Below are 26,997 nucleotides of genomic sequence, written 5' to 3'. Positions count from 1 at the left end.
CCGACCCCGAGGTGACCCATGACGACCACCCTGCTCCACCTGGACTCCAGCATCAGCCCGGACGGCTCGGTCAGCCGCGCCCTGACCGCCCGCTTCGCCTCCGCCTGGCGCGCCCGGCACGGCGCGGCCCTGCGCCACCACCACCTCGACCTGGCCGCCGAGCCGGTGCCCGCGCTGGGCGCCGCCTTCGACGCGCTGGGCCGCCGCGCCGAGCGCAAGGGGGTGCTGCCGCTGGAGGAGATCGCCTCGCTGGCGCAGACCCCGGAGGAGGAGCGGGAGTGGGCCCTCAGCCGCCCGATGATCGCCCGGCTGCTGGCCGCCGACGTCCTGTTGATCGGCGCCCCGATGTACAACCTGACCGTGCCGACGGGTCTGAAGGCGTGGATCGACCGGATCACCTTCCCCGGCGTCTACCAGGACGCGGCCACGAACGAGGCCCTGCTGCGGGACACCCGGGTGGTGCTGGTCGCGGTGCGCGGCGGCGGGTACGGCCCCGGCGCCCCGCGCGAGCACTGGGACTTCCAGGTCCCGTACCTGCGGGCGTACTTCGAGCGCTCCGGCGTCACGGCGGAGCACCTGCACGTGGTCACGGCCGAGCTCACCCGGGCCGAGGACATCCCGGCACTGCACGACCTGCGGCCGCTCGCCGTCGAGTCCCTGGCCAAGGCCGAGGCGACCCTCGACGCCCTGGCAGCGACCCTTTAGAGCGGGGTGACGGCCTTCAGGACCACCAGCAGCGCCACGGCGGCGTTGAGCGCGCACAGCGCCGACGCCGCCGTACCGGCCGCCGCGACCATCGCCGCCAGGCCCGCCGGGGTCTTGGCCGGCGGCCAGTTGCGGGAGGTCGGCACCGGGCCGAGCAGGGCGGCGACCCGGCGGGGCACCGGCCCGGGGGCCGGGGCCGGCGCGGCGAAGGCCGCGAAGCCGGGCGCCGGGGCCGCGTGCGAGACCAGGGCCGCCCGGGCGACGGCCCGCGCGGTGAGCCGGCGGTCGCCCACCGTCTGGGCGGACTCCTCGTCCGCCCACCGCTCCGCGCTGTACGCCACCGCGTACTGCAGCGGCCGCAGGAACGGGTTGACGCAGGCGGCGAGCTGGGTGGTCAGCAGGTACCGGTGGTGGCGGTGGCGCAGGTGCGCCCGCTCGTGCGCGAGCAGCGCCTCCCGCTCGTCCTCGGCGAGGCCGTCCAGCATGCCGGTGGAGACCACCACCCGCCCCGGCGAGCCCGGCAGGGCGTACGCGTAGGGGTTGCTGTCGGGCAGCACCGCCAGGTCCCCGGCCTCCGCCGGCCCGTCCGGCAGCCCGGCCAGCGCCCGCCGGGCCCGGGAGCGCACCCGCAGGTGCCGCACGAGCGTACGGGTGCAGGCGTAGCCCACCAGGACCAGCATCCACATCGCGGCCGTGCCGACCGTCTCGTGGTACGGCAGCGCCGCCCGCACCTCCGGGTCGGACCAGCTGTCAGGCAGCGGGTTGCCGGGGATCTGGGCGGTGCCCACCACGCCGATCAGCCCGAGGCAGAGCACGCTGCACACCGCCATCACCGCGCTGATCACCGTCAGCAGCCGGGCCGCGCCGCGCGGGTGCAGGTGCTGCTCGGTCAGCCGCGCGATCGGCAGGGCCGTCAGCGGCAGGATGAGCGGGAGGAAGACGAAGAAGCCCACGGGCGTCAGCTCTCGCTGTCGGACGCCGCCGGCTCGGCGGACGCGGCGTCGAGCAGCGCGCGCAGCAGGTCCTCGTCGTGCGGGAGCAGCGCGGTGACGAAGCTGGCCAGGACGGCGTCCCGGTCCGCCTCGCCGTCGAGCATCCGGCGCATCCGCAGCGCGGCCAGCCCGGCGGCGTCGGAGGACGCCTGCCAGAGGTAGGAGCGGCCGGAGCGGCTGCGGGAGACGGCGTTCTTGGCGTGGAGGCGGGAGAGGATGGTCATCACCGTGGTGTAGGCGAGATCGCCCTCCAGCCGCTCCTGGACCCACCCGGCGGTGGCCGGGCCCGGCGCCTGCTGGAGCACCGCCAGGACCTGCGCCTCCAGCTCGCCCTGGCCGCGCCGACGTGCGGGCGCGTCCCCTGCCGCCGGGGCGTGCCTCTCGTCTGCCATGACGGCCCACTCCCTCCGGATGCCGCCCCGGACCGACCGGGCGCCCGTTCATCCTAACGAGCGCAGGGCCGTCATGACCCTGCCGCACCGGGACTCAAGCCTTCGAGCGCTGAGTGACGGCGATGCACACCAGCACCACCACCGCCGTCACCGGCGCCGCCGCGGGCAGCGTCTCACCCAGCAGCAGCACCGACCAGACCAGCGTCAACAGCGGCTGCGCGAGCTGGAGTTGGCTCGCCCTCGGCACCCCGATCGCGGCCATCCCCCGGTACCAGAGCACGAAGCCGCCGAACTGCGAGACCGCCGCCACGTACGCCAGCCCGGCCAGCGCCTTCGCCCCGAGGTGCACCGGCTCCGCGGCCAGCCCCAGCGCTACGACCGGCACCGTCACCGGCAGCGCGGCCACCGCCGCCCAGGCGATCACCTGCGCCCCCGGCAGGTCCCGCGACAGCCGCCCGCCCTCCGCGTACCCGGCGGCGCAGACCAGCAGCCCGACGAACAGGTAGAGGTCCGCGAGGCTCGGGCGCCCGTGGCTCTGGAGCAGGGTGAAGACCAGCACCGCCCCCGCCCCGGCCAGCGCCGCCGCCCAGAAGGCCCGGGAGGGCCTGCGGCCGGTGCGCAGCGCCGCCACCACGGCCGTGGCCAGCGGCAGGACGCCGATCACCACCGCCGAGTGGGCCGTCGAGGAGGTGCGCAGGGCGAGGGTGGTCAGCAGCGGGAAGCCCAGCACGCAGCCGGCCGAGACCACCAGCAGGCCCGCGCGGTGGCGCCGCTGCGGCAGCGGGGCGCGGACGGCCACCAGGTAGAGCGCGGCGAGCAGGCCCGCCAGGGCGCCGCGCAGCCCGGTGGACGTCCAGGGGCCGAAGCCGGTCAGGGACCAGGCGGTGGCGGGGAAGCTGAGCGAGAAGCAGGCGACGCCGAGGGCCGCGAAGGCGGTGCCGGAGGCGTTGCGCGAGACCGTGCCGGAGAGGCTGCGGGAGACCATGCGGGACTGCGGTGCTATCGCCGCGGGCCGGGTAGCGCTATCTTGTGCCGTCATGAACGAGCGTAGCAGTGTGGCCGATCTCGCCGAAAGCCTGCGCCGGGAGGTGGAGCGCTATCCGGAGGGACGCAAGCTGCCCTCCAGCCGGGCTCTGGTCGAGCGCCACCAGGTCAGCCCGGTCACCGTCTCCCGGGCGATGGCCGTGCTGGTCGCCGAGGGGCTCGTCGTCTCCCGCCCCGGCGCCGGGGTGTTCCGGGCGGCGCCCTTCGCGGGCGCCTCCGCCCGTACCGCCGCGCCCCCGGCCCGCAGCGGGGACCTCTCCTGGCAGGAGATCGCGCTCAGCGCCGACTCCGGCCCCCGCGACCTGTTCGCCGCCCCGGTGTTCGCCACCCTCCGGGTGCCGCCGCCGGACGTCGTCGACCTCAACAGCGGCTACCCGCACGCCTCCCTGCTGCCCGAACGCCTCCTCGCCACCGCCCTCGCCCGCGCCGGCCGCCGCCCCGGCGCCTGGGACCGGCCGCCCACCGACGGCCTCACCGAACTGCGCGGCTGGTTCGCCCGCGACATCGGCGGGCACGGCGGGCCGATCGGCACCGGCGACGTCCTGATCACCTCCGGCGGGCAGAGCGGCCTCACCGTCGCCCTGCGCTCCCTCGCCGCGCCCGGCTCCGCCGTCCTCGTGGAGTCGCCGACGTACGCGGGCATCCTCGCCGTGATCCGGGCGGCCGGGATGCGGCCCGTGCCCGTGCCCGTCGACGCGGACGGGGTCCGCACCGACCTGCTCGCCGACGCCTTCGACGCCACCCGGGCGCGGGTCTTCGTCTGCCAGCCGCTCTTCCAGAACCCCACCGGCGCGGTGCTCTCCCCCGCCCGGCGGGCCGAGGTGCTCGGGATCGCCCGGGCGGCCGGGGCGTTCGTGATCGAGGACGACTTCGCCCGGCTGCTCATCCACGCGGACGCCCCCGCGCTGCCGCGCCCGCTCGCCGCGGAGGACCCGGACGGGGTCGTGGTGCACCTGCGCTCGCTCACCAAGGCGGCCTCCCCCAACCTGCGGGTGGGAGCCCTCACCGCGCGCGGCCCGGCCCTCGCCCGGCTGCGGGCGACGCAGGTGGTGGACAGCTTCTTCGTGCCCCGGCCCCTCCAGGAGGCGACGCTGGAACTCGTCGCCGACCCGGGCTGGGCCCGCCACCTGCGCACCCTCGGCGCCGAGCTGCGCGACCGGCGCACCGCCGCCCTCGCCGCGCTGAGGCGCGAGCTGCCCGGGGTCACCACCTCGCACAGCCCGGGCGGGTACCACCTGTGGCTGCGCCTGCCGGACGGCGTCGACGACGGCGCCCTCGCGGCGGCGGCCCTGCGCGCGGGCGTCCAGGTCTCCCCCGGCCGCCCGTACCACCCGGCCGAGCCCCCGGCGCCGCACCTGCGCCTCAGCTACGCGGCCGCCGAGAGCCCCGCCCAGGTCGCGGAGGGCGTCCACCGCCTGCGGCTCGCCCTGGACGCCGTCGCGGGGGACATTTAGCGCCCGTACCCCGCCATGCGCTCCAGGCGGGCGATGCGCTCGTCCATCGGGGGGTGGGTGGAGAAGAGCCGGGCGCCCGCCTCGCCGGGGCGGAAGGGGCTGGCGATCATCATGTGGCTCGCCGTCTGCAGCTGGGGCTCGGGCGGCAGCGGGAGCTGGCGGGTGCCGGCGTCGAGCTTGCGCAGGGCGGCGGCGAGGGCGAGCGGGTCGCCGGTGATGCGGGCGCCGTCCGCGTCGGCCTGGTACTCGCGGGAGCGGCTGACGGCCATCTGGATGAGCCCGGCGGCGATCGGCCCGAGGATCATGATCGCGAGCATCCCGAACAGGCCGGGGCCGTCCTCGTCGTCGTCGCGGCCGAACGGGATCAGCCAGGCGAAGTTGACCAGGAACATCACCACGGAGGCGAGCGCCCCGGCGACGGAGGAGATCAGGATGTCCCGGTTGTAGACGTGGCTCAGCTCGTGCCCGAGCACGCCGCGCAGCTCGCGCTCGTCCAGGATCCGCAGGATGCCCTCGGTGCAGCAGACCGCCGCGTTGCGCGGGTTGCGGCCGGTGGCGAAGGCGTTGGGGGCCGGGGTCGGGGAGATGTAGAGCCGGGGCATGGGCTGGCGGGCGGAGGTGGAGAGCTCGCGCACGATCCGGTACAGCTGCGGCGCCTCGAACTCGCTCACGGGCCGGGCCCGCATGGCCCGCAGCGCGAGCTTGTCGCTGTTCCAGTACGCGTAGGCGTTGGTGCTGAGGGCGACCACCAGGGCGATCACCAAGCCGGTCCGGCCGAAGAAGCCGCCGATCACCAGGATCAGCGCAGAGAGGCCACCGAGCAGTACGGCGGTCCTCAGTCCGTTGTGCCGGCTGTGCACGTCAGGCCCTCCAATGGTGCCGGTGGGGAAGCCCTCTCCGCCTCGTCCCTCTTGCCCTGACAACGGGCGGGATCAGCGGCCTTGTTCCCTTGTGACCGACGCGACACCGGCACGGCACCCCCACCGGAGCCTCACCCGGCGGGCCGACGGAGGCTCAGAACAGCGAGCCCCCGGTCACCTGGAGGACCAGCTGCGGAGCCACCGACAGCACCACGGCGGCCGAGGCGGTGAGCGCCAGCGTGGCGGTCAGGCCGACCGGCAGCCTGTGCTGCCCGTCCGCGCCCCCGACAGCCTCGCCGCCGTCCGCACCCGGCGCCACCGGACTCTGGGCCACCGGGGCGAACAGCCGGGCCGTCCAGAGGAGGTAGTAGTACAGCGCGACGACCACGTTGACGGCCATCACGACCGCCAGCCAGCCCAGCCCGGCGTCGACGGCGGCGCGGAAGACCACGACCTTGCCGAAGAGCCCGATCAGGCCCGGCGGCAGCCCGGCCAGGCAGAGCAGGAAGAAGGCGAGCGCCAGCGCCGTCCAGCGGTTGCGGGCGAACAGGCCCCGGAAGTCGTCCACCCCGACCCCGGGCCGGCGGCCGACGGCCGCGACCACCCCGAAGGCGCCGAGGTTCACCACGCCGTAGATCAGCGCGTACGCGGCGGTGGCGCCGAGGGGGTCGGTGCCGGTGGGCGCGTAGCCGGCGGCGGCGAGCGGCACCAGCAGGTACCCGGCCTGGCCGACGGAGGACCAGGCGAGCAGCCGCACCGCGCTGTAGCGGGTGTCGAAGCGCTGGCGCAGCGCGCCGACGTTGCCGACGGTCATGGTGACGGCCGCGAGCACCGCCAGCGCCAGGCCCCAGGTGTGGGCGTACGGCCGGAAGGCGACGGTGGTGGCGAGCGCGAGGCCGGACAGGCCCGCCGCCTTTCCGACCACCGACAGGTACCCGGCCACCGGCAGCGGGGCGCCGGTGTAGGTGTCGGGCACCCAGAAGTGGAAGGGGACGGCGGCGACCTTGAAGGCGAAGCCGACCAGGGTCAGCACGGCGCCCGCCTCGGCCAGCGGCTTGAGCTGGGCGGGGGCGTGCTCCAGGCCCTGGGCGACGGCGCCCAGGTGCAGGCTGCCGCTCGCCGCGTAGACGAAGCCGATGCCGAGCAGCATCACGGCCGTCGCGGTGACCGAGGAGACGAAGAACTTGAGCGCGGCCTCCGCGCCCCGGCCGTCGCGGCGCAGCGCGACCAGCGCGAAGGCGGGCAGGGAGGCGACCTCCAGGGCGACCACCATGGTGGCGAGGTCCCGGGAGGCGGGCAGCAGGGCGGCGCCGGTGGCGCTGGAGAGCAGCAGGAACCAGTACTCGCCGCGCGGGAGCCGCTCGTCGTCCACGGTGTGCATCGACAGCAGGGCCGCGATCAGCGCGCCGCCGAGGGCGAGCAGCTGGAACACCAGGGCGAAGTGGTCGGCGACGTAGGAGCAGCCTCCGTTGTCAGACCCCCCTGCTACGTTCTGCACGCAGAAGGTCGCTCGGGGTGACTTTCCGGTGAGGGGGAGGAGTGCGATGAGGGCGAGGACGAGTCCGGCCGCGGTGAGGCGGCCGAGCCACTTCTTGTGCCGCTCGGGCAGGAAGAGGTCCGTGACCAGCACGGCGACGGCGGCCACGGCGGCGATCAGCGGCGGCGCGATCGCCACCCAGTCGACGGACTGGATCAGGCTGCCCGGATTGGCTACGGCGAGGGAGGTCACAGTGTGCTGCCCCGTGGAGTGAGGTCCGAGTGCGGCGGTGTGGGCTGCGAGCACGGTCAGCCACCCCCGAGGAGGTGCTTGACGGCGGGGTCGGAGAGTCCGAGCAGGAGTGCGGGCCAGAGGCCGGCGAGCAGGGTGAGCGCGGCCAGCGGCGTCCAGCTGACGGCCTCGTAGGCGCGCAGGTCGGCCACCTCGGCCACGGGCGCGGGCTGCTTCGGGTCCCCCATGCAGACGCGCTTGACCATGATCAGCAGATAGGCGGCGGTGAGGAGGGTGCCGATACCGGCCAGGACCATGTACGTGACGAAGGCGGGGCGCGAGAGGCCGTCCGCCGGGTCGAACGCGCCGAGCATGGCGAGCAGCTCGCCCCAGAAACCGGCCAGGCCGGGCAGGCCCAGGCTGGCCACGGCGGCGAAGGCGAGCAGGGCGCCGATCCTCGGTGCGCGGCCGTACAGCGCGGCCCCGGTCGCGCCGGAGAGGGTGTCGAGGTCAGCCGTGCCGTAGCGGTCCTTGAGCGCGCCGACGACGAAGAACAGCAGACCGGTGATCAGACCGTGGGCGATGTTGGCGAACAGCGCGCCGTTGACGCCCACCGGGGTGAGGGAGGCGATGCCCAGCAGGACGAAGCCCATGTGGCCGACCGAGGAGTAGGCGATCAGGCGCTTGAGGTCGCCCTTGGCGCCGGGGCGCGCGAGCGCCAGGCAGGCCAGCGAACCGTAGACGATGCCGACCGCCGCGAAGGCCCCCAGGTAGGGGGCGAGCGTGGTGGCGCCGTCCGGCACGACCGGGAGGAGGACGCGCACGAGACCGTACGTGCCCATCTTGAGCATCACGCCGGCGAGCAGCACCGAGCCCACCGTCGGGGCGGCGGTGTGCGCGTCGGGGAGCCAGCTGTGCAGCGGCCAGGCGGGAGCCTTGACGGCGAGCCCGACCAGGATCGCCAGCCCGGCGATCACCTGGGTCGTGTGGCTCAGTCCCTTGCCGTGCGCGGCGGCCAGGGCCTGCATGTCGAAGGTCCCGGCCTTGCCGCCGATCAGCAGGAAGCCGAGCAGCATCACGGCCGAGCCGAGCAGCGTGTACAGGATGAAGCGGTTGGCGGCGGGCACCTTGGCGCCGCTGCCCCAGCGGGCGATCAGGAAGTACATCGGGATCAGCACGATCTCGAAGGCCGCGAAGAAGAGCAGGAGGTCCAGCACCGCGAAGGTGGCGAGCATGCCGACCTCGAGGAGGAGGAACAGCCCGACGAACGCCTGGGCCGAGGGCCGTCCCTCGCCGTCGGGCAGCTTCTTCTCCGAGTAGAGCGCGCAGAGGAGGGTCAGCAGTGCGGTCAGCACGATCAGCGGCAGCGAGACGCCGTCCACGCCGAGGTGGAGGCGCACGTGCAGGGCCGGGATCCAGGACACGTCGGTGGTGGCCTGCATCCGGGCCGGCTCGTCGTGGTCGAAGCCGGCGGCGAGGGCTAGGGCGAGCAGGAACACCGCGCCGGTGACGACGGTGTTCAGCCGCAGCGCCCGCCGGTCGGCCACGGCCCGGTCCGGCCCGAACACCGGGGCCAGGGTGAGCGCGGCGCCGAGCAGCGGCAGCACCAGGAGGGCGATGAGGACCGCGTTCATCGGGGGCTCCCAGTGAGGGGCGGGAAGGGGAGGGGGAGGTAGCGCACCGGTTACACCGCCACCAGGACGGCCAGCAGGACGACACCGGCGAGCAGGGCGCTGAGGTAGGTCTGCGCGTTGCCGGTCTGCGCGAGCCGGACGGCCCGGCCGAGCAGGTTGGCGCCGATCCCGCTGCCCTGCACGTAGCCCTCGACGACCTCGCGGTCCAGGAAGCGGACCAGCCCGGCCGCCGCGAGGACGGGGCGGACGAACAGCGCGTGGTAGAGCCGGTCGACGCCGAAGCCGTGCCGGGCGGGGCCGAACAGCGGGCCCAGCAGGGTGCGCCCGGGGTCGGCGACGATCACCTCGGCGGCCGGGGCCGTGCCCTGCTCGGGCACCCGCCCGACGGCGGCCGGCCGGCCGGTGCCCAGCCGGGCGGTGGCCGCGCGCCAGGCGCCGTACGCGGCGAGGGCGCCGACCAGGGCGAGCCCGGTGCCGGTGACCCCGGTGACGCCGGTGGGCCGCAGCGAGCCGCCGTCCAGCAGCGAGGGCAGCCAGTCCCAGGCGCCGCCGATCATGCCGAAGGCGACGGTGGGCACGGCCAGCACCCACAGCGGCCAGCGCATGGCGTGCGGCTCGGCGGTGGCCGGATCGGCCTCGTCCGGCTCGGGCGAGTACGGCGCGTCGGGCTCGTGGTCCGCCGAAGCCCCGGCCACGGGCGCCGGGAGGGCCGCGCTCGGGCTGTGGAAGGCCAACAGGAACAGCCTGGCGGCGTAGGCGGCGGTCAGCAGGGCCGTGAGCGCGGCCGAGATCAGCACGATCCACCCGGCGGCGTGCGGCACCGCCGAGGCCGGGCCGACGCCGTTGGTCAGCGCCTCGCCGTGGGCGGCGTGCTCGGCGGCGGTCAGCACCGCCTCCTTGCTGAAGAAGCCGGACAGCGGCGGCAGCCCGGCCAGGGCCGCCAGGGCCACGCCCATCAGCAGGTGGGCGTCCGGCACCCGCTTGCGCAGGCCCGGGATGCGGGACATCGCGGAGAGCGAGTTGGTGTGCGCGGCGTGGATCACCACACCGGCGGCCAGGAACAGCAGCGCCTTGAAGGCGCCGTGGCTGACGAGGTGGAAGACGGCGGCCTCGCGGTCCCCGGCGGCCAGCGCCCCGGCCATGTAGCCGAGCTGGCCGACGGTGGAGTAGGCGAGCACCCGCTTGAGGTCGTCCTGGGCGAGCGCGCACAGCGCCGAGCCGATCATCGTCACGGCGGCCATCACCGCGAGCACGACCAGCGCCGCGCCCGACTGGAGGAACACCGGCATCAGCCGGGCGACCAGGTAGATGCCGGCCGCGACCATGGTGGCGGCGTGGATCAGCGCGGAGACCGGCGTCGGGCCGGCCATCGCGTCCGGGAGCCAGGTGTGCAGCGGGAACTGCGCGCTCTTGCCGGCGACCCCGGCGAGCAGCAGCAGCGCGGTGAGCGTCGGGTGGCCGAGCCGCCCCTCCCCCGCGGCGGCCAGCACCTCGGAGATCCGGAAGCTCCCGGCGTCGGAGGCGAGCAGGAAGATCCCGAACAGGAACGGCACGTCGCCGAGCTTGGTGACCAGGAACGCCTTGAGCGAGGCCGAGCGGGCGTCGGCGCCCTCCCAGTGGTGGCCGATCAGGAAGTACGAGCAGACGCCCATGACCTCCCAGCCGACCAGCAGCACGATCAGGTCGCCCGAGTAGACCACCAGGAACATGGCGGCGGTGAAGAGCGAGACCAGCGCCGCGTACGAGGGATAGCGCGGGTCCTTCTTCAGGTAGGCGGTCGAGTAGACCTGCACACAGGTGGCGACCAGGCCGACCAGCACCGAGATCAGCGAGGTGAAGCCGTCCAGGTGGATCGCGAGCGAGATGTCCGGTCCGCCGGTCGGGGTGAGCCGGGTGGCGGCGTCCAGCGTCTTGCCGGAGCCCAGCTGCAGGGCCGCGACCAGCGCGAGCACGGCCGAGAAGGCGACGGGCACGACGGCCAGCGGCCGGGCCAGTCCGGGCCGCTTCCGGCCGACGGCCAGCGTGGCGGCGGCGCCCAGCGCGGGCAGCGCGGGGACGAGGGCGGGCAGGGCGAGGTTCATGCGGTGGCCTGGCCCTTCAGCGCCTCGGCTCCGCCCGCCGCGGGGGCGACGGGCGTCGTCTCCTCGACGGGCAGCGCCTCGGCCGGGTCCCCGAGCGCGGTGGCCCGGTCGATGTCCGCGGTGCCCCGGGCCCGGAAGAGCAGCAGGACGATGGCGAGCCCCAGCCCGATCTCGGCGGCGGCGACGGTGATGGTGAACAGAGTGAGCGCCTGCCCGGCGTGCAGCGAGTCGCGCAGCCAGGCGTCGAAGGCGACCAGGTTGAGGTTGACGGCGTTGAGCATCAGCTCGACGGACATCAGGACCAGGACGGCGTTGCGCCGGGCGAGCACGCCGTACACGCCGACGCTGAACAGCAGCGCGGAGAGGACGGCGGGATAGGCGAGGTGCATCAGCTCTCCTCCGTCACGGGCGTCACGGGTGTCACGGGCGTCACGGGTGCCACGGGCGCCGAGGGCTCGGCCGGCTTCGGCGCCGTCGCGGCGACCGTCCCGTTGGAGCCCACCGGACGCCCGGCGCGCAGCCGGCCCGCCCGGGGCGGCGGCACCCGCCGGCCGGCCCCGCGCGAGAGCACGATCGCGCCGACCAGCGCGGCCAGCAGCAGCACGGACAGCGCCTCGAAGGGCAGCACCCAGTGCCGGAACAGGCTGGCCCCGGTGACGGAGGCCGAGCCGCCGCCCGCGCCGAGGTCGATCCAGGAGGTGCGGAAGGCGTCGACGACCAGCGTCACCAGCGTCCCGGCCGAGGCCAGCGCCACGACCAGGGCCACCCAGCGGTTCTCGGAGTCGGCGTCCGGCGAGCGCCCGATCGGCGCCTTCGTGAGCATCAGCCCGAACAGCACCAGCACGACCACCGAGCCGAGGTAGATCAGCACCTGCACCCAGGCGATGAACTCGGCCGTCAGCAGCAGGAACTCCACCGCCAGCCCGCCGAGCGCGGCGACCAGCCACAGCGCGGCGTGCACCAGCTGCTTGGTGGTCACCGAGACCACGGCCGAGCCGACCACGGCGATGCCGACCAGCAGGAAGACGATCTCCTGCCCGGTCGGGGACAGGAACGACCGGGCGGCCGGCTCCAGCGAGCCGGTCGCCGCGAGGAGGGTGGCGGCGGTACTCATGCCTCGTCACCCTTCTCGTCCGTCACGGCGGCCGCGGCCGCCAGCTTGTCCGCCGCCTTGCGGGCGGTGGCGATCTCCTTGGGCTCCTCGGCCGCCGGGTCCAGCGCCGGCGGCGCCGGGACGGTCCACATCCACTCGCGGAGCCTGTCCCGCTCGTGGGTCAGCTCCAGGATGTCCGTCTCCGCGTACTCGAACTCCGGCGACCAGAACAGCGCGTCGAAGGGGCACACCTCGATGCAGATCCCGCAGTACATGCAGAGCGAGAAGTCGATGGCGAACCGGTCGAGCACGTTGCGGGTGCGGGCCCGGGCGTTCGGCTCGGCGGCCGGCAGCGTCTCCTTGTGGGAGTCGATGTAGATGCACCAGTCCGGGCACTCGCGCGCGCAGAGCATGCAGACCGTGCAGTTCTCCTCCAGCAGCGCGATGACACCGCGCGAACGCGGCGGCAGCACCGGCTGCACCTCGGGGTACTGCGCGGTGACACTCTTCTTCGTCATCGTCCGCAGCGTCACGGCCAGGCCCTTCGCCAGGCCGACACCGGGAAAACTCATGAGATCGCCACCTTGATGATGCCGGTGAGGGCCAGCTGGACGAGGGCGAGCGGGACGAGCACGGCCCACGCGAAGCGCATCAGCTGGTCCTCGCGCAGACGCGGGTAGGTGACCCGAAGCCAGATGACCACGAAGGCCAGCGCGAAGGTCTTGAGGAGCATCCAGAGCCAGCCGAGCTGGTCGGCCATCGGCCCGTGCCAGCCGCCCAGGAACAGCACCGCCGTCAGCGCGGAGACGACCAGGATGCCGACGTACTCGGACAGCAGGAACAGCGCGAAGCGCAGCCCGGTGTACTCGGTGTACGCGCCGAAGATGATCTCCGAGTCGGCGATCGGCATGTCGAACGGCGGCCGCTGCAGCTCGGCCAGGCCGGCCGTGAAGAACACGAACGCGCCGATGATCTGCCAGGGCAGCCAGTACCACTGCCAGGAGTCCACGATCCCGGGCAGCGAGAGCGTGCCGGCCGCCATCGCCACCGAGGCCGCCGCGAGCACCATCGGCAGCTCGTACGACATCAGCTGCGCGGCCGTGCGCAGGCCCCCGAGCAGCGAGAACTTGTTCGCCGAGGCCCAGCCGGCCATCAGCTTGCCGATCACGCCGACGCCCATCACGGCCAGGACGAAGAACAGCCCGGCGTCGATCGCCTGCCCGACGAAGCCGTTCGGGCCGACCGGGATCGCCAGCAGCACGAACAGGTACGGCAGCAGCGAGACGGCGGGCGCCAGCTGGAAGATCCGGCGGTCCGCCCCGGAGGGGACGATGTCCTCCTTCTGCGCGAACTTCACGCCGTCGGCGACGAGCTGCGCCCAGCCGTGGAAGCCGCCGGCGTACATCGGGCCGAGCCGGCCCTGCATGTGCGCCATGACCTTGTGCTCGGTCTGGCCGATGACCAGCGGGAACACCAGGAAGACGACGAGGGTGGCGACGCAGCGCAGCAGGGTGTCGAGCAGGTTCACGCGCCGTCTCCGTCCTGGTCGGTCTTCTCGCCCGACGACTTCTCGCCCGACGTCTCCCCCGGTTCCTCGCCGGGCTTCTCCTCGTGCGCGGGCACCGCGTGGTGCCAGGGCGCGTCAGAGGACCGGGTCCGGGCCGGGGCCTGCCGCTCGGGCTGCTCGCCCTCGGGGGCGGCCGGCTGACTGACCGACCCGTCCGAGACGGACCGCGTCCGCCGGGGCCGGTCGGCCCGTACGGGCGGGGCGCTCTCCGGTGCGTTCTCCGGGGCGCTCTCCGGGGTGCTCTCCGGAGCCGGCTGACTCGCCGACCCCTCCGAGACCGACCGCGTCCGCCGGGGCCGGTCCGCCCGCACCTCGGGAGCGCCCTCGGCGCCCGCGGCCGCAGCCGCCGCCCGGGGCGTGCGCGCCGCCGCGCCCGCCGCCCGCGCACCGCGCGCGGGCCGCTCGGCGACCGGCGGCAGGGTGCCCTTGAGCGGCCCCCACTCGTTCGGGTCCGGCACACCGGCCGGCTGCATCTTGCGCCGCGCAGGCCCGCCGCCGTGGTCGGACTCGCCGGGCTCCTTGGCCCCCGGCCAGTCCTTGGCGACGCGGGCCGCGAGCACGAACTCCTTGCGCAGCGGGTGCCCCTCGAAGCCGTCCGGCAGCAGCAGGGTGGCCAGGTACGGGTGCCCGGGGAAGTCGATGCCGAACATCTCGTGCGTCTCGCGCTCGTGCCAGCCCGCCCCCGCGTACACGCCGACGGCGGTCGGCAGCGCGGAAGCGTCCCGGGGCACCCGGGTGCGCAGCGCGAGGTGCCGCACGCCCGGCGCCCCGACGGCGGCGAGGTGGGCGACGACGGAGAAGCCCTCGGCCAGTTCGTCGATGGCGCTCAGCCAGTCGAAGTAGCCCAGGCCCAGCGCGTCCCGGGCGTTGGTGAGCGCCTCGATCCAGTGCTCGGCCGGGACGTCGACGGTGACCAGCCCGTACGCCTCGGCGCCGGTCGCCCATTCGCCGACCGACGCCGCGTACTGCTCCGCCGTGCTCACGACACTCCTCCATCGGCAGTGGGTCCGTCAGCGCTGGGCCCCGCGACCAACGGCCGGCGCAGCGCCGACGCGGGGGCGGCGTAGCGGCCGGGCAGGGACTCGGCGGCGATCTTCTCCTGCAGCTTGAGGATGCCCTGGAGCAGCGCCTCCGGCCGGGGCGGGCAGCCGGGCACGTACACGTCGACCGGGATGATCTGGTCGACGCCCTTGGTCACCGAGTAGGAGTCCCAGTACGGGCCGCCGGAGTTGGAGCAGGCGCCGAAGGAGATGACGTACTTCGGCTCGGGCATCTGCTCGTAGAGGCGCTTGACGGCGGGCGCCATCTTGTCCGTGACGGTGCCGGAGACGATCATCAGGTCCGCCTGCCGCGGGCCGGGCGCGAACGGGATGACACCCATCCGGATGAAGTCGTGCTTGGCCATGGACGCCGCGATGAACTCGATCGCGCAGCAGGCCAGGCCGAAGTTGAAGCACCAGAGGCTGTAGCGGCGGCCCCAGTTGAGCACCACCTTGACCGGGTCCGGCGCGAGCCGGGCCAGCGGGCCGAGCGAGCGCCGCTCGACGGCCCCGGGGCCGGGCTGCGACGGGTCGGGCAGGCCCAGCGGCACAGGACCGCCCTCGGCGCCGTGCTGGTGCCCGTGGCTGTGCTGGGGGGTCACGTCCATTCCAGAACGCCCTTCTTCCAGGCGTAGAGCAGGCCGACCGCGAGGAATCCGATGAAGAGGAACATCTCGACCAGCGTCCCGGCGCCGTACCCGGCCGCGGCGAAGACCGTCGCCCACGGGAACAGGTAGATCGCGTCGACCGCGAAGATCACGTACAGGAACGCGTACACGTAGTAGCGGATCTGGGTGTGCGCCCAGTCCTCCCCCACCGGGTCCACGCCGCACTCGTAGGTGAGCAGCTTCTCCGGCGAGTACACGACCGGCCGCAGCAGGCGGTTGGCGGTGAACGCCACGGCGACGAACAGCACCCCGACGACGGCCAGCAGGCCCGTCGCGGCGTACGCGTCGAAGTAGCCGCTGCCGACCGCAGGGTCCGCCGCGGCGGCAGCCGCGTGCTGCCCCTCCATGCCCTCGCCCTCCACCTCGGCCGCAGACCCGCCCTCGGGCGGCTCCTGCGGCGCTTGCTCGCACCGTTGTGACCACGGCCAATGCGTGAGTCTAAGGGGACGGCTCGGATCCGCCCGAACCCTGCCCGCTCCGCAAGACGTCCGGTGGACACCCCGGCTGCCCGGAACGCGGGGTGGGGATAACCCCCGCCCGGGAAGATGTATCACCCCCATGGCACTCCCCACCTCCGGTTCGGGAAGCTTGGTCGGAAAGCTGACAAGCCCCGGCCCGTACGCCGGCCCGACCGTGAGGGACGGTGGACCCGTGAAGTCCGTGCACCGCCGAGCCGTGAACGCCATCAGGGAGCAGGACGCCCGGATGAAGCGCCCGCCCCATTACGGATCACGGATGTGGCGGCAGGCCGGCTATCTGCTCTCCAACCTGCCGGTGGGCATCGCCGGCTTCGTCGTGACCGTCGTCCTGCTCTCGGTCGGCCTGGGCACGGCCGTCACGGTCGTGGGCCTGCCGCTGCTGGGCGCGGGCCTGTCCAGCTCACGGTCGATGGGCCGGCTGGGCCGGCAGCGGGCGCGGAACGCGTACGGCTCGGCGATCGAGGAGCCGGAGCCGGTGAAGCCGCGCCGCCCGGGGATGGTCGGCTACACCACCGCCCACCTCACCGACCTGCTGAGCTGGCGCTCGGTGCTCTACAACGTGCTGATGCTGCCCTGGGGCATCATCAGCTTCGTCCTCACCCTGGTCTCCACCATCGCGCTCTGGCCGCTGCTGCCCTGGGTGGTGCGCGGCCTGGCGGCGATCGACCGCATCCTGATCGAGTCGCTGCTCTTCCCGGGCGCGCTGGCCGAGCGGGTGCGCGAGCTGGAGGACGACCGGGGCATCGTGGTCGACGGCGCCGCCGCCGACCTGCGCCGCATCGAGCGGGACCTGCACGACGGCGCCCAGGCCCGGCTGGTCGCCCTGGCCATGGACCTCGGCATGGCCAAGGAGCGGCTGCGCGAGGTGGACGGCCCCGAGGACGTGGCCGCCGCGACCCGCATGGTCGACAACGCGCACGGCGAGGTCAAGCTCGCCCTCCAGGAGCTGCGCGACCTCGCCCGCGGCATCCACCCGGCGGTGCTCACCGACCGGGGCCTGGACGCGGCCCTGTCGGCGGTCGCGGCCCGCTGCACCGTGCCCGGCGGGGTCAAGGTGAGCGTCGACCTGCCCGTCCGGGACGGCGAGCCCGAGCGGCCGGACTCCGCCGTCGAGGGCATCGCGTACTTCACCGTCAGCGAGCTGCTGACCAACGTCTCCAAGCACTCCGGCGCCCGCTCCGCCACGGTGGAGGTGTGGCGCTCGGACGACCAGCTGATGGTCCTGGTCCAGGACGACGGCCGGGGCGGGGCGGCCCCCTACCCGGGCAGCGGCCTGGCGGGCCTGGCCGAGCGGGTCCGCGCGGTGGACGGGGTGTTCGTGGTGGACAGCCCCGAGGGGGGCCCGACCACCGTCACCGTCGAACTGCCCTGGCGCACCCGCACCGCCCGGCGCTGAGCCTCCCGTGAGGGGGAACCGGCACGACGGCCGCCCCGCGCGACCCTTGCACGGTGATGCGGGGCAGCCGCCGTACCGGCGTCAGGGGGTTTCCAGCGTGCCGAGGGTGACGTCGGCGGTCTGGTCCTTGCCGTCCCGGGTGTAGGTGACGGTGACCTTGCTGCCCGGGGTGAGCGAGGCGAGCGCGGTGGTGAGCGCGTTCAGCGAGTCGACGGGGGTGTCGCCGATCCTGGTGATCACGTCCCCGGCCTGGAGGCCCGCCCCGGCGGCGGCCCCGCCCTGGGTGACGGAGACGATGACCGCGCCGGCCGGCTGGAACTGCTGGTTGAAGCTGCTGCGGGCGACGATCCCGAGCGCGGCCCGGCCGGTGTTGGTGACCTTGCCCTGCTTGATCAGCTGGTCGGCGATGCTCGTGATGGTGGACGCCGGGATCGCGAAGCCGATGCCGGGGGCCGCCCCGCCGTTGGTCTGCGGCTCGGTGGCGGCGAGGGTGTTGATGCCGATGACCTGGCTGTCCAGGTTGACGAGCGCGCCGCCGCTGTTGCCCGGGTTGATCGCGGCGGAGGTCTGCACCATGTTGCCGATGGTCGCGCCCGGCGAGCCGCCGCCCCGGGGCTCGGAGACCGTCCGGCCGGTGGCCGAGACGATGCCCTGGGTGACGGAGCTGGAGAGCCCCAGCGGGCTGCCCATGGCCAGGGTGATCTGGCCGAGCTGGACCTTGCCGGAGTCGGCGAAGGCGGCGGGCTTGAGGCCGCCGGGCGGGCTGCTGAGCCTGATCACCGCGAGGTCGGAGTCGGGGTAGCTGGCGACGAGGGTGGCGTCGAGGGTCTTGCTGCTGTTGGCCAGGGTGACGGCGAAGGTGGTCGCGGTGCCGACCACGTGGGCGTTGGTGACGATGTCGCCCTTGTCGTCGTAGACGATCCCGGAGCCGAGGCTGTCGCCGGTGGTGATCTGCACCACGGAGGGCAGCACGTCCGCGATCACCCGCTGGTAGGCGTCCTGCAGCTGGTTGGCACCGCCGGACTGGGCCCCGGGGGCCGAGGAGGGCTGCTTGGTGGAGGCCCCCGCGGAGGGCGAGGCCGGCGACGAGGCCGAGGAGCCCTTGGAGGAACTGCTGCACCCGGCCAGCGCCAGCACGGCCGCCAGCGCCACCGCGCCCGGGGCTGCCAGCCGCCCGCGGACGGCCCCGTGGGAGGCCTGGGAAGCCTTGGGGCCGGTCGGCCGGGGGCCGCCGGGAAGGGGGCGGGTGTGTTCCTTCTTGCGGCTCACCTGACGGCCTCCGAATCGTCGCCGAACCTGCGGACACGGAAATCCTTGCCAGCATTCCACCGCTTTGTCCGTATTTGCGGCCGGACTCGCCCGGGCGGGTGGTTTCGGTGAGAGAGGGCCTAGGATCGGCGCATGACTTGGCTGATCACTGGCGGTGCCGGATACATCGGCGGGCACGTGGTCCGCCGGCTGCTCGACGCGGGCGAGAGGGTCGCCGTCCTGGACGACCTCAGCACCGGGGACCCGAGCCGGCTGCCCGCCGAGGTCGCGCTGGTCAAGGGCTCCACGCTGGACGGCGCCGCCGTGCGCGCCGCGATCCGCGAGCACGGGGTGGTCGGCGTCCTGCACTTCGCCGCCAAGAAGCAGGTCGGCGAGTCCGTCGAGCGGCCGTTCCTCTACTACCGCGAGAACATGCTCGGCCTGCAGACCGTGCTGGAGGCGTGCGCGGCCGAGGGCGTGCGGCGCTTCCTGTTCTCCTCCTCCGCCTCCGTCTACGGCATGCCGGACGTCGACCTGGTCACCGAGCGGACGCCGTGCGCGCCGATGAACCCGTACGGCGAGACCAAGCTCGCCGGGGAGTGGCTGGTCCGCTCCGCCGGGCGGGCACACGGCATCTCCACCGCCTCGCTGCGCTACTTCAACGTCGCCGGGGCCGGTGCGCCCGAGCTCGCGGACACCGGGGTGTTCAACCTCGTCCCGATGGTCTTCGAGTGCCTCACCACCGGCCGCACCCCGCAGGTCTTCGGCGCCGACTACCCGACCCCGGACGGCACCTGCGTGCGCGACTACATCCACGTCTCCGACGTGGCCTCCGCCCACGTCGCGGCGGCCCGCCGACTCGGCGAGGGCCGGCCCGGGGAGACCGCACTGACGCTCAACATCGGCCGGGGCGAGGGCGTCAGCGTCCGCGAGATGCTCGCCCTGATCGGCGAGGTCACCGGGCGCGACACCACCCCCGTCATCGCCCCGCGCCGCCCCGGCGACCCGGCCCGGGTGGTGGCCTCGGCCGAGGCGATCCGCCGCGAGCTGGGCTGGCGGGCCCGGCACGACGTGACCGAGATGATCGCCTCCGCGTGGGAGGGCTGGTGCCACCACCACCCGGAGGCGCTGGGCGCCTGAGCGCCTGGACGTCTGAGCGCCCGAGCGCCCGAGCCGCCTACCGGACGGGCACCGCCGTGCCGTAGTAGGCGTCCAGCGCGTACACGCAGCGGTCCTTGGAGCCGACGAAGACCCGCCCGCCGACCGCCACCGGGGAGCCCGTCAGCTCGCCCTTGGTGCCCAGCTCCCAGCGCAGCTGACCGCTCGCCAGGTCCAGGGTGTGCAGCGAGTGGTCCCGGCTGCCCAGGTGCACCAGGCCGTCCGCGACCGCCGGGACACCGACGATCTCGCCGCGGGCGGTGTAGCGCCAGCGCTCCCGGCCGCCCGCCGCCTCGAAGGCGTACAGCACCTCGCCGCTGCCGACCAGCACCATGCCGTCCCCGACCACCACCGGCTCGGCGCCCTGACGGCTGCCGGTGAGCGCCCGCCAGCGCTCCCGGCCGGTGGCCGCGTCCAGCGCGTGGACGGTGCCCAGGTAGTCGGCGACGTAGACGGTGTCGGCGTCCAGCGCGGGCGGGGTGAACATCACCACCGGGGCCTCGAAGCGCCAGCGCTCGGCGCCGGTGGCCGCGTCCAGCGCGTACACCCGGGTGCCGGCCGTCACGTACAGCACGCCGCCGCGCTCGACGGGGTGCGAGGGCACGTCCTCGCCGACCGCGACGGACCAGCGCAGGCCCGCGCCGCGCGGGTCCACGCAGCGCAGCCGCCCCGCGCCGTGGTAGTACGCGGCGCCCGCCACCAGGACGGGGCCGGCCTGCGGGTTCTCGTAGTCCTGCTGGGCGTCGTCGGCGCGCCACAGCTCGGCGCCGGTCACGGCCGAGCGCAGCTGGACGCCGCCGCCGCGCACGCCGCAGCAGAGCACGCCGTCGGCGGCGGAGAGGGAGTAGACCCAGCCGTCCAGCGAGGTGCGCCAGCGCTCGGCGCCGTCCGCGACGTCCACCGTGAACAGGTGCGGGCCGTCGGCGGCGTGCAGCCGGCCGGCGTCCACCGCGAGCGCCCAGGCGACGTCCCTGGTCTTGTAGCGGCGCTCGCCGGAGGCGATGTCCAGCGCGTGCACCTCGAAGCTGGAGACGAAGAGCGTCCCGCCCGCGACCACCGGGGTGCCCCAGACGTCGTTGGACATCCGGAACCGCCAGGGGCGCCAGCGGGCCGCCGGGGCGGGCTGCGGCGTGGGCACGGGGGCGGGGGCGAGCGCGGGGGCCTGGGTCGGGTGGCGGACCCAGTCCGTCTCGGCCGGGGCGCTGTCCGGGCCGGTCTGCTCGTGCTCGGCGCGCGGCCCGGGGCCTATCCGCACGTTGACGCCGGACAGCTGCACCTCGCCGGCGCCCGCGGGCGCCGGACGGCGGCCCGGGGAGGGGATCTTCGAGGTCGGGATGCCGTCCTCGGTCATCGGGCCGGGCGTGTGCACCGGCCCGTGGCCGTGCCCCTCCCCGTGGCCCGCGTGCCGGCCGCCGCCGTGGGGGCGCGGCTGGTGCTCCGGCTCGGGCTTCGGCGGGACGTACGGAGGGGCGTGCGGCGGCTGGTGCGGCGGCTGCGGCTCGGGCACCGGGCGCTGCGGGCGGCGCTTGCTCTCGATCAGGGCCAGCGCGTTGGCGGGCAGCCAGTCCCCGGCCTCGCCGGCGGCGTCGTCCCGGGAGAACAGGTGCGGGGCCAGCTCGGCCTGGATCTGCGCCGGGGTGGGCCGGTGCTCGGGCGACTGCCGCATGCAGGCGCGCACGAGGTCCATCAGCTCGTGCGGCATGCCGGAGAAGTCCGGCTCCTCGCGCAGCAGCTGGAACACCGTCTCCACCGGGTTGGAGCCCCGGTACGGCGGGTGGCCGGTGGCGCAGAAGACCATCAGCGAGCCGAGCGAGAAGACGTCGCTGGCGCCCCGGACGTTGCGGCTGTCCCTGGCCTGCTCGGGGGACATGTAGGCGGGCGTGCCGACCGCGACGTTGGTCATGGTCAGCCGGGTGCTGGAGACGCCGGCGGCGATGCCGAAGTCGATCACCTTCGGGCCGTCCTCGACAACCAGCACGTTGGAGGGCTTGAGGTCGCGGTGGACCAGCCCGGCCGCGTGGATCGACTGGAGGGCCTCGGCGATGCCGGCGATCAGCCAGCGGGTGGCGTCCACCGGCAGCGGGCCGCACTCCTCGACCAGGTCCTCCAGGGAGGGCGCGGGGATGTAGGCGGTGGCCAGCCAGGGCACGCGGGCGTCCGCGTCGGCGTCCACCACGGCCGCGGTGTAGAAGCCGCCGACCGTCTTGGCCGCCGCGATCTCCCGGGCGAAGCGGACCCGGAAGAGCTCGTCCTCCGCCAGCTCCCCCCGGACGGTCTTGATGGCCACCCTGCGCCCCGAGGCGGAGCGCGCCAGGTAGACCAGCCCCATCCCGCCCGCGCCCAGCCGCCCCAGCACCTCGAAGGGCCCGATCCGCCTCGGATCGTGCGCCGTCAGCTGGTCCACTCCGCTGCCACCTCCCCGTCGTCAGCACCTACCGCGTGGTGCCGGACCCGATTCTCCATTGCCGCCGCGCGCAACTCCAACCTCCCCCGCCCAGGACGCCCGGGGAACGGTTCCCTGGTCAGCGATGACGGAAAGGCCGGATTCTGACGCCCGCTCCGTAAGTCGCTTGCACCCCGGCGCCCGGACACTCCGCACGAAGCCATGGCAGTTCACGGCAAAAATCGTCACGCTCTGTCACTCGACCACCCCTCAGCGGACTCGCCGTCACGCTGTGGGGTCAAAGGCACACGGGGGGGCTACAACCGGCCCCCCGAGTGCGGTGAATAACCCTCCAAGAGGCCCGGACCGTTATGGCAACCCCCGTGCGGAGTAATAGTCGCATCACCGAATCGCGCCAAGATCGTGCCACGGTAAGCTGACGGCATGACAGGACAAGTTCGCACCGTCGACGGTCGCGTCGCCGGGCGACGCGGACAGGAGACGCGGCAGAAGCTGCTCGACTGCCTCCGCGAGATGCTCAGCACGTCGCCCTATCGGGACGTCAAGGTCATCGACGTCGCCCGTATGGCGGGTACCTCCCCCGCGACCTTCTACCAGTACTTCCCGGATGTCGAGGGCGCAGTCCTCGAAATCGCCGAGGAAATGGCCAAGGACGCCGACAGCCTCAAAGAGCTGGTGGCCGGAAAGTCCTGGGCAGGGAAGTCCGGCCCGACCACTTCGGAAGAACTGGTCGACGGATTCCTCGCCTTCTGGCGCAAGAACGACGCCATTCTCCGAGTGGTCACGCTCGGTGCCGCCGAAGGGGACAAGCGGTTCTTCAAGATCCGCATGACCGTCCTCAACGCGGTCGCCAAGCCGCTCGCGGAAGCCGTCAAGGAACTCCAGGCGAAGGGGCAGGCCGACAAGTCTCTCGACCCGAACGCCGTCGCCGGGGCCCTGGTCTCGCTGCTCGCCTCGGCGGCCGAGCACCAGAAGGCCTTCACCTCCTGGGGCGTCAAGGTCAAGGACCTCAAGCCCAACCTCGCTCCCCTGGTGTACCTGGGCGTCACCGGCAAGAAGGCGCCCAAGTAGGACCACCCCTCCACCACCCCATCCGCTCCGCGCGCAGCCCCGGCCTCCTGTCCGGGGACGACGGACGGCGGCCGTGTCCTCGGGGGAGGTCCGCCGACGTGCCGCAGGCGCGCCAGACATGCCGGTGGGCGGCACCCTTCACACGGGGTGCCGCCCACCGGCATGTGCGGTTACCGCCGCCCCCGCCCCGAGCCGAAGGGCGCGCCGACCCCGAAAGGGCAGGAGCGAGGGAGCGACGACCGTCGGGGTCGGGTCAAGAGCGCCCGGAGGCGAGCGGGCGAGTCACGGGCAGCGCACGACCTGGCCGGCGTAGGCGAGGCCGCCGCCGAAGCCGAAGAGGAGCACCGGGTCCCCCGGGGAGAGTTCGCCGCGTTCGACCAGCTTGGAGAAGGCGAGCGGGATGGAGGCGGCCGAGGTGTTGCCGGAGTCGACGACGTCGCGGGCGACCACGGCGTCGGCCAGGCCGAGCTTGGCGGCGATCGCGTCGATGATGCGCAGGTTCGCCTGGTGCGGGACGAAGCCCTTCAGCTCGGAGGGGTCGATCCCGGCGCGTTCGCACGCCTGACGGGCGAGCGGGGCGAGCTGGGTGGTGGCCCAGCGGAAGACGCTCTGGCCCTGCTGGCTGATCACCGGGTTCCAGCCCGAGATCACCACGGCGTCGCCCTTCTCCGGCTCGGAGCCCCAGACGACCGGTCCGATGCCGGGCTCGGCGCCCTCCTCCTGGGCCTCGACCACCGCGGCGCCGGCGCCGTCGCCGAAGATCACGCAGGTGGAGCGGTCCGTCCAGTCGAGGGTGTCGGTCATCCGCTCGGCGCCGATCACCAGTGCGCGACGGGCCGCGCCCGCGCGGATCGCGTGGTCGGCGGTGGCCAGCGCGTAGGAGAAGCCCGAGCAGACGGTGTTGATGTCGTACGCGGCGGGCGCCCGCACGCCCAGGCGGGCGGCGACGGCGGCGGCGGTGTTGGGGCTGCGCTCGACGGCGGTGCAGGTGGCGACGACGACGAGGTCGATCTCGTCCGCCGTGCGGCCGCTGCGGGCGAGCGCCTTCTGCGCGGCCTCGGTGGCGAGGTCCACCAGGCTCTCGGCCTCGGCGACGTGCCGGGACCGGATGCCGACCCGGGTGCGGATCCACTCGTCGTCGGTGTCGACCAGCGCCGCCAGGTCGTCGTTGGTGAGGACCTTGGGGGGCTGGTAGTGCCCGAGTGCCACAATGCGCGAACCGCTCATGCTGCCATGGAACCGGGTTACCCGCTGGTCAGCTGGGCGTGACCGGCACAGGATCATCGGCTGCGAACTGTAGGAGACCCACAAGGGGCCTTGTCCCAGACGGGTCGGCGGCCCTTCGGCGGGGGCGTTCTGCGAGGTCAGGCGGCCAGTGAGGTGGTGTCGCCCATCACGATGACGGGGTGCGCGGCGGGGTCCAGGGTGCGGATCAGCTGGACCATCTTGTCCTCGGGTATCGAGACGCAGCCGTGGGTAGGGCCGTCGTGGTCGACGTGCAGCCAGATGCCGCCGCCCTTGCCGGCGCCCATCGGGCGGCGCATGTCGAGCGGGGAGCTGCCGGGCACCCGGTTGTAGTTGATCGCGACGACGTAGTCGAAGGAGCCCGCCAGCTGGTCGCCGAAGAAGCCCGTGCCGGAGACCACGAAGCTCGGGTCCTTGTCGTACGGGACCTTGCTGCCCGGGTTGTCCAGGCGGCCGCCCGCGTCGGTGAGGGAGAAGACGCCGATGGGGCTGCGCAGGTCGCCCTGGTTGTGGTCGGCCGTCCAGCCGTTCTTGCCGTTGTGGCCCTGCCAGGTCTCGCCGGCCAGCCAGCGGCCCTCGGGGGTGCGGGTCCAGAGGGTGACGGCGTTCTTGTCGGTGTTCCTGTCCTGGCCGGTGGCGACCAGTACCTGGTTCGTCCCGGCCGGGATCTTCGCGGTGAAGGCCGGGCCGAGGCCGGGTATCGCGGCCACCGAGGCGTCCGCCCGGGTCTGGCTGCGGCCGGCGGCCGCGGCCTGGGTCTGCCGGGCGTCGGCGGCCTGGACGGCGGCGGGCGCGGCGTCGGGGGTGGGCTGGTCGGGGCGGCTCGCGGCGTCCGGGGCGGGGCCGCCGGCGGCGGCGAGGCCGGGGCGGGCCTCGTCCTGGCCGACGGTGTACCAGCCGGCGGCGGCCGCGACCAGCAGGGCGGTGCCGGCCATCACGGCCTTGCCGCCGCGCTTCTTCTTCGCCTTGCGGCGGTGGCCTCGGGCGGCGGCGCGGGAGCCTACGGGGGCGGCGGCCGGTGCGGTCGAGGGTGCGGGCGCGAGGAGGACGGGCTCGGGCTGGGGCTCCGGCTGGAACTCCGGCTCGTAGGCGTACAGCGGTTCGGGCTCGTACGGCTGCTCGTACGGCTCGTAGGCCGCGTACTGCTCCTGCGCCGGGTACGCCTGGAAGGGCTGGTCGTACGCCTCGAAGTACCCGTCGGGGGCCTGCTGGGCGGACTGCTGGAACGGCTGCCGGTAGGTCTGGTCGTAGGTCTGGTCGTAGCCCTGCCCGTAGCCCTGCCCGTAGTTCTGTCCGTAGCCCTGGTCGTACGTCCGGTACTCGCCGTAGGAGTGGTGCTCCTGCTGCTGCGGCACCTCGTACACCGGCTCGTGCGCCGGGTCGTACGGCGGGTACGTGGTGGCGCTATGGGAACCGGACATGTCTCGATCCTGCCAAACGGCGTACCCCTTGGTAAACCCGGGCGGCGTGCGAAGGCAGTGAAGACCGTCACCCCGTCACCCGGGACGAGCCGGGTGACGGGGTGCGCCGAGGCGGGGTCAGAGGCGCATGGCCTGCGGGGACTCGCGGCGCGTCAGGTCCGGGCCCTCGTACTCGCGGATGATCTCGTAGCGGGTGTTGCGCTCGACCGGGCGGAAGCCGGCGTCGCGGATCAGGCCGAGCAGGTCGTCGCGGCCGAGCTTGTTCGGGGTGCCGAAGTTGTCCGCGTCGTGGGTGATCTTGTACTCGACCACCGAGCCGTCCATGTCGTCCGCGCCGTGGCTGAGCGCCAGCTGCGCGGTGGTGACGCCGTGCATCACCCAGAAGACCTTGACGTGCGGGACGTTGTCGAACAGCAGGCGCGAGACGGCGAAGGTCTTGAGCGCCTCGGCGCCGGTGGCCATCTCCGTGCGGGCCATCAGCCTGTTGCGCACGACGCCGTCCTTGGAGTCGTGGAAGTCGTGCTGGTAGCGCAGCGGGATGAAGACCTGGAAGCCGCCGGTCTCGTCCTGGAGCTCGCGCAGCCGCAGCACGTGGTCCACCCGGTGGCGGGGCTCCTCGATGTGGCCGTACAGCATGGTGGACGGCGTCTTGAGGCCCTTGGAGTGCGCCAGGCGGTGGATGCGCGACCAGTCCTCCCAGTGGGTGTCGTGGTCGACGATGTGCTGGCGGACCTCCCAGTCGAAGATCTCCGCGCCGCCGCCGGTCAGCGACTCCAGGCCGGCGTCGATCAGCTCGTCGAGGATCTCGTCGGCGGGCAGGCCGCTGATCTTCTCGAACCAGTGGATCTCGGTGGCGGTGAACGCCTTGAGGGAGACGTTCGGCAGGGCGGCCTTGAGCTCGCGCAGGGAGCGCGGGTAGTACCGCCACGGCAGGGTCGGGTGCAGGCCGTTGACGATGTGCAGCTCGGTGAGGGACTCGCTCTCCATGGCCTTGGCCAGGCGCACGGCCTCCTCGATGCGCATCGTGTAGGCGTCCTTCTCGCCCGGCTTGCGCTGGAACGAGCAGTACGCGCAGGACGCGTTGCACACGTTGGTCATGTTGAGGTGGCGGTTGACGTTGAAGTGGACGACGTCGCCGTTCTTCTTCGTCCGCACGTGGTGGGCCAGGCCGCCCAGCCAGGCCAGGTCGTCGCTCTCGTAGAGCGCGATCCCGTCCTCGCGGGTCAGCCGCTCACCCGCGTAGACCTTCGCCTCCAGCTCGCGCTTGAGCCCTGCGTCCATGCGGTGCCCCGCCTCCTCCGACTTTCGATTCCTTGCCGGAGACGAGGTTACGCCTA

At 73.9% G+C, this 26,997-nt stretch carries 24 protein-coding genes; 5 read left to right on the top strand and 19 right to left on the bottom strand.

All coding sequences use genetic code 11. From position 1 onward, the window contains the following. Window positions 1-18: 18 nt before the first annotated feature. Window positions 19-705: an FMN-dependent NADH-azoreductase gene (locus ACIBCA_RS11405; protein ID WP_396282643.1), complete on the top strand. Its 687-nt coding sequence runs from the start codon at window positions 19-21 to the stop codon at window positions 703-705. On the opposite strand, the gene ACIBCA_RS11400 is transcribed toward ACIBCA_RS11405, so the two are convergent. The 3 genes from ACIBCA_RS11400 to ACIBCA_RS11390 form a co-directional block, all read right to left on the bottom strand. Further along, window positions 702-1,658 carry a M48 family metalloprotease gene (locus tag ACIBCA_RS11400; RefSeq protein WP_396282642.1) on the bottom strand — a complete coding sequence of 319 codons (957 nt, stop codon included), beginning with the start codon at window positions 1,656-1,658 and terminating at the stop codon, window positions 702-704. The genes ACIBCA_RS11405 and ACIBCA_RS11400 overlap by 4 nt on opposite strands. 5 nt (window positions 1,659-1,663) lie before the next feature. Further along, window positions 1,664-2,089, bottom strand: a complete 426-nt coding sequence (locus tag ACIBCA_RS11395) for a BlaI/MecI/CopY family transcriptional regulator (protein WP_031063244.1) — start codon at window positions 2,087-2,089, stop codon at window positions 1,664-1,666. 94 nt (window positions 2,090-2,183) lie between these two features. Then, complete coding sequence (locus ACIBCA_RS11390) at window positions 2,184-3,128, bottom strand: DMT family transporter (protein WP_396282641.1); 945 nt, start codon at window positions 3,126-3,128, stop codon at window positions 2,184-2,186. Here ACIBCA_RS11390 and ACIBCA_RS11385 point away from each other — a divergent pair. Beyond that, the gene (locus ACIBCA_RS11385) at window positions 3,127-4,587 is read left to right on the top strand and encodes a PLP-dependent aminotransferase family protein (RefSeq protein ID WP_396282640.1); all 1,461 of its coding nucleotides are present in this window, start codon (window positions 3,127-3,129) and stop codon (window positions 4,585-4,587) included. The genes ACIBCA_RS11390 and ACIBCA_RS11385 overlap by 2 nt on opposite strands. On the opposite strand, the gene htpX is transcribed toward ACIBCA_RS11385, so the two are convergent. The 11 genes from htpX to ACIBCA_RS11330 all read right to left on the bottom strand — a co-directional run bounded on the left by htpX (window position 4,584) and on the right by ACIBCA_RS11330 (window position 15,585). Beyond that, window positions 4,584-5,447 (bottom strand): zinc metalloprotease HtpX, encoded by an 864-nt coding sequence (gene htpX / locus ACIBCA_RS11380; RefSeq protein WP_396282639.1) that lies wholly within the window; start codon window positions 5,445-5,447, stop codon window positions 4,584-4,586. The genes ACIBCA_RS11385 and htpX overlap by 4 nt on opposite strands. A gap of 154 nt (window positions 5,448-5,601) precedes the next feature. Beyond that, a complete protein-coding gene (locus tag ACIBCA_RS11375; protein ID WP_396282638.1) occupies window positions 5,602-7,176 on the bottom strand; it encodes an NADH-quinone oxidoreductase subunit N in 1,575 nt (524 codons plus the stop codon). 56 nt (window positions 7,177-7,232) lie between these two features. Beyond that, window positions 7,233-8,789 (bottom strand): NuoM family protein, encoded by a 1,557-nt coding sequence (locus ACIBCA_RS11370; protein ID WP_396282637.1) that lies wholly within the window; start codon window positions 8,787-8,789, stop codon window positions 7,233-7,235. A 50-nt stretch (window positions 8,790-8,839) separates the two neighbouring features. Further along, entirely contained in the window at window positions 8,840-10,870 is a 2,031-nt protein-coding gene (locus tag ACIBCA_RS11365; RefSeq protein WP_396282636.1) for an NADH-quinone oxidoreductase subunit L, read from the bottom strand. Next, window positions 10,867-11,259: an NADH-quinone oxidoreductase subunit NuoK gene (nuoK, locus tag ACIBCA_RS11360; RefSeq protein WP_396282635.1), complete on the bottom strand. Its 393-nt coding sequence runs from the start codon at window positions 11,257-11,259 to the stop codon at window positions 10,867-10,869. The genes ACIBCA_RS11365 and nuoK overlap by 4 nt, the downstream gene beginning before the upstream one ends. Continuing rightward, entirely contained in the window at window positions 11,259-11,984 is a 726-nt protein-coding gene (locus ACIBCA_RS11355; RefSeq protein WP_396282634.1) for an NADH-quinone oxidoreductase subunit J, read from the bottom strand. Before ACIBCA_RS11355 ends, nuoK begins: the two co-directional genes overlap by 1 nt. Beyond that, the gene (locus tag ACIBCA_RS11350; RefSeq protein ID WP_396282633.1) at window positions 11,981-12,535 is read right to left on the bottom strand and encodes a NuoI/complex I 23 kDa subunit family protein; all 555 of its coding nucleotides are present in this window, start codon (window positions 12,533-12,535) and stop codon (window positions 11,981-11,983) included. The genes ACIBCA_RS11355 and ACIBCA_RS11350 overlap by 4 nt, the downstream gene beginning before the upstream one ends. Then, window positions 12,532-13,485, bottom strand: a complete 954-nt coding sequence (gene nuoH / locus ACIBCA_RS11345; protein WP_396282938.1) for an NADH-quinone oxidoreductase subunit NuoH — start codon at window positions 13,483-13,485, stop codon at window positions 12,532-12,534. The genes ACIBCA_RS11350 and nuoH overlap by 4 nt, the downstream gene beginning before the upstream one ends. A 2-nt stretch (window positions 13,486-13,487) precedes the next feature. After that, window positions 13,488-14,513, bottom strand: a complete 1,026-nt coding sequence (locus ACIBCA_RS11340) for an NADH-quinone oxidoreductase subunit C (protein WP_396282632.1) — start codon at window positions 14,511-14,513, stop codon at window positions 13,488-13,490. After that, complete coding sequence (locus ACIBCA_RS11335) at window positions 14,510-15,178, bottom strand: NADH-quinone oxidoreductase subunit B (RefSeq protein WP_396282631.1); 669 nt, start codon at window positions 15,176-15,178, stop codon at window positions 14,510-14,512. The genes ACIBCA_RS11340 and ACIBCA_RS11335 overlap by 4 nt, the downstream gene beginning before the upstream one ends. Then, window positions 15,169-15,585, bottom strand: coding sequence for an NADH-quinone oxidoreductase subunit A (locus tag ACIBCA_RS11330; protein WP_396282630.1), 417 nt, complete (start codon window positions 15,583-15,585; stop codon window positions 15,169-15,171). Before ACIBCA_RS11330 ends, ACIBCA_RS11335 begins: the two co-directional genes overlap by 10 nt. Window positions 15,586-15,943: 358 nt before the next feature. On the opposite strand from ACIBCA_RS11330, the gene ACIBCA_RS11325 reads away from it, so the two are divergent. Further along, a complete protein-coding gene (locus ACIBCA_RS11325) occupies window positions 15,944-17,113 on the top strand; it encodes a sensor histidine kinase (protein ID WP_396282937.1) in 1,170 nt (389 codons plus the stop codon). A gap of 81 nt (window positions 17,114-17,194) precedes the next feature. Here ACIBCA_RS11325 and ACIBCA_RS11320 read toward each other — a convergent pair whose 3' ends face one another. Next, window positions 17,195-18,283 carry a S1C family serine protease gene (locus ACIBCA_RS11320; protein ID WP_396282936.1) on the bottom strand — a complete coding sequence of 363 codons (1,089 nt, stop codon included), beginning with the start codon at window positions 18,281-18,283 and terminating at the stop codon, window positions 17,195-17,197. Between the two features lie 231 nt (window positions 18,284-18,514). Between ACIBCA_RS11320 and galE the strand changes: the two genes are divergently transcribed. Continuing rightward, window positions 18,515-19,501, top strand: coding sequence for a UDP-glucose 4-epimerase GalE (gene galE / locus ACIBCA_RS11315; protein WP_396282629.1), 987 nt, complete (start codon window positions 18,515-18,517; stop codon window positions 19,499-19,501). Between the two features lie 37 nt (window positions 19,502-19,538). Here the strand turns inward: galE and ACIBCA_RS11310 are convergent, their stop codons facing one another. After that, window positions 19,539-21,923, bottom strand: coding sequence for a PQQ-binding-like beta-propeller repeat protein (locus ACIBCA_RS11310; protein ID WP_396282628.1), 2,385 nt, complete (start codon window positions 21,921-21,923; stop codon window positions 19,539-19,541). A 423-nt stretch (window positions 21,924-22,346) separates the two neighbouring features. Here ACIBCA_RS11310 and ACIBCA_RS11305 point away from each other — a divergent pair, with 423 nt between their 5' ends. Continuing rightward, window positions 22,347-22,994, top strand: a complete 648-nt coding sequence (locus ACIBCA_RS11305; RefSeq protein ID WP_396282627.1) for a TetR family transcriptional regulator — start codon at window positions 22,347-22,349, stop codon at window positions 22,992-22,994. A gap of 282 nt (window positions 22,995-23,276) precedes the next feature. On the opposite strand, the gene ACIBCA_RS11300 is transcribed toward ACIBCA_RS11305, so the two are convergent. The 3 genes from ACIBCA_RS11300 to mqnE form a co-directional block, all read right to left on the bottom strand. Next, window positions 23,277-24,221, bottom strand: a complete 945-nt coding sequence (locus ACIBCA_RS11300) for a beta-ketoacyl-ACP synthase III (RefSeq protein WP_396282626.1) — start codon at window positions 24,219-24,221, stop codon at window positions 23,277-23,279. 137 nt (window positions 24,222-24,358) lie between these two features. Next, on the bottom strand, window positions 24,359-25,660 hold the full coding sequence (locus tag ACIBCA_RS11295) for a L,D-transpeptidase family protein (RefSeq protein WP_396282625.1): 1,302 nt from the start codon (window positions 25,658-25,660) through the stop codon (window positions 24,359-24,361). Between the two features lie 117 nt (window positions 25,661-25,777). Further along, complete coding sequence (mqnE, locus tag ACIBCA_RS11290; RefSeq protein WP_396282624.1) at window positions 25,778-26,941, bottom strand: aminofutalosine synthase MqnE; 1,164 nt, start codon at window positions 26,939-26,941, stop codon at window positions 25,778-25,780. Window positions 26,942-26,997 lie beyond the last annotated feature (56 nt).

This window comes from Kitasatospora sp. NPDC051170, from assembly GCF_044455705.1.
In the GTDB taxonomy this organism is placed as follows: Bacteria; Actinomycetota; Actinomycetes; order Streptomycetales; family Streptomycetaceae; genus Kitasatospora.
The sequence above is the reverse complement of the archived record's forward strand: the minus strand, read 5'-3'. Positions and strand labels throughout refer to the sequence as shown.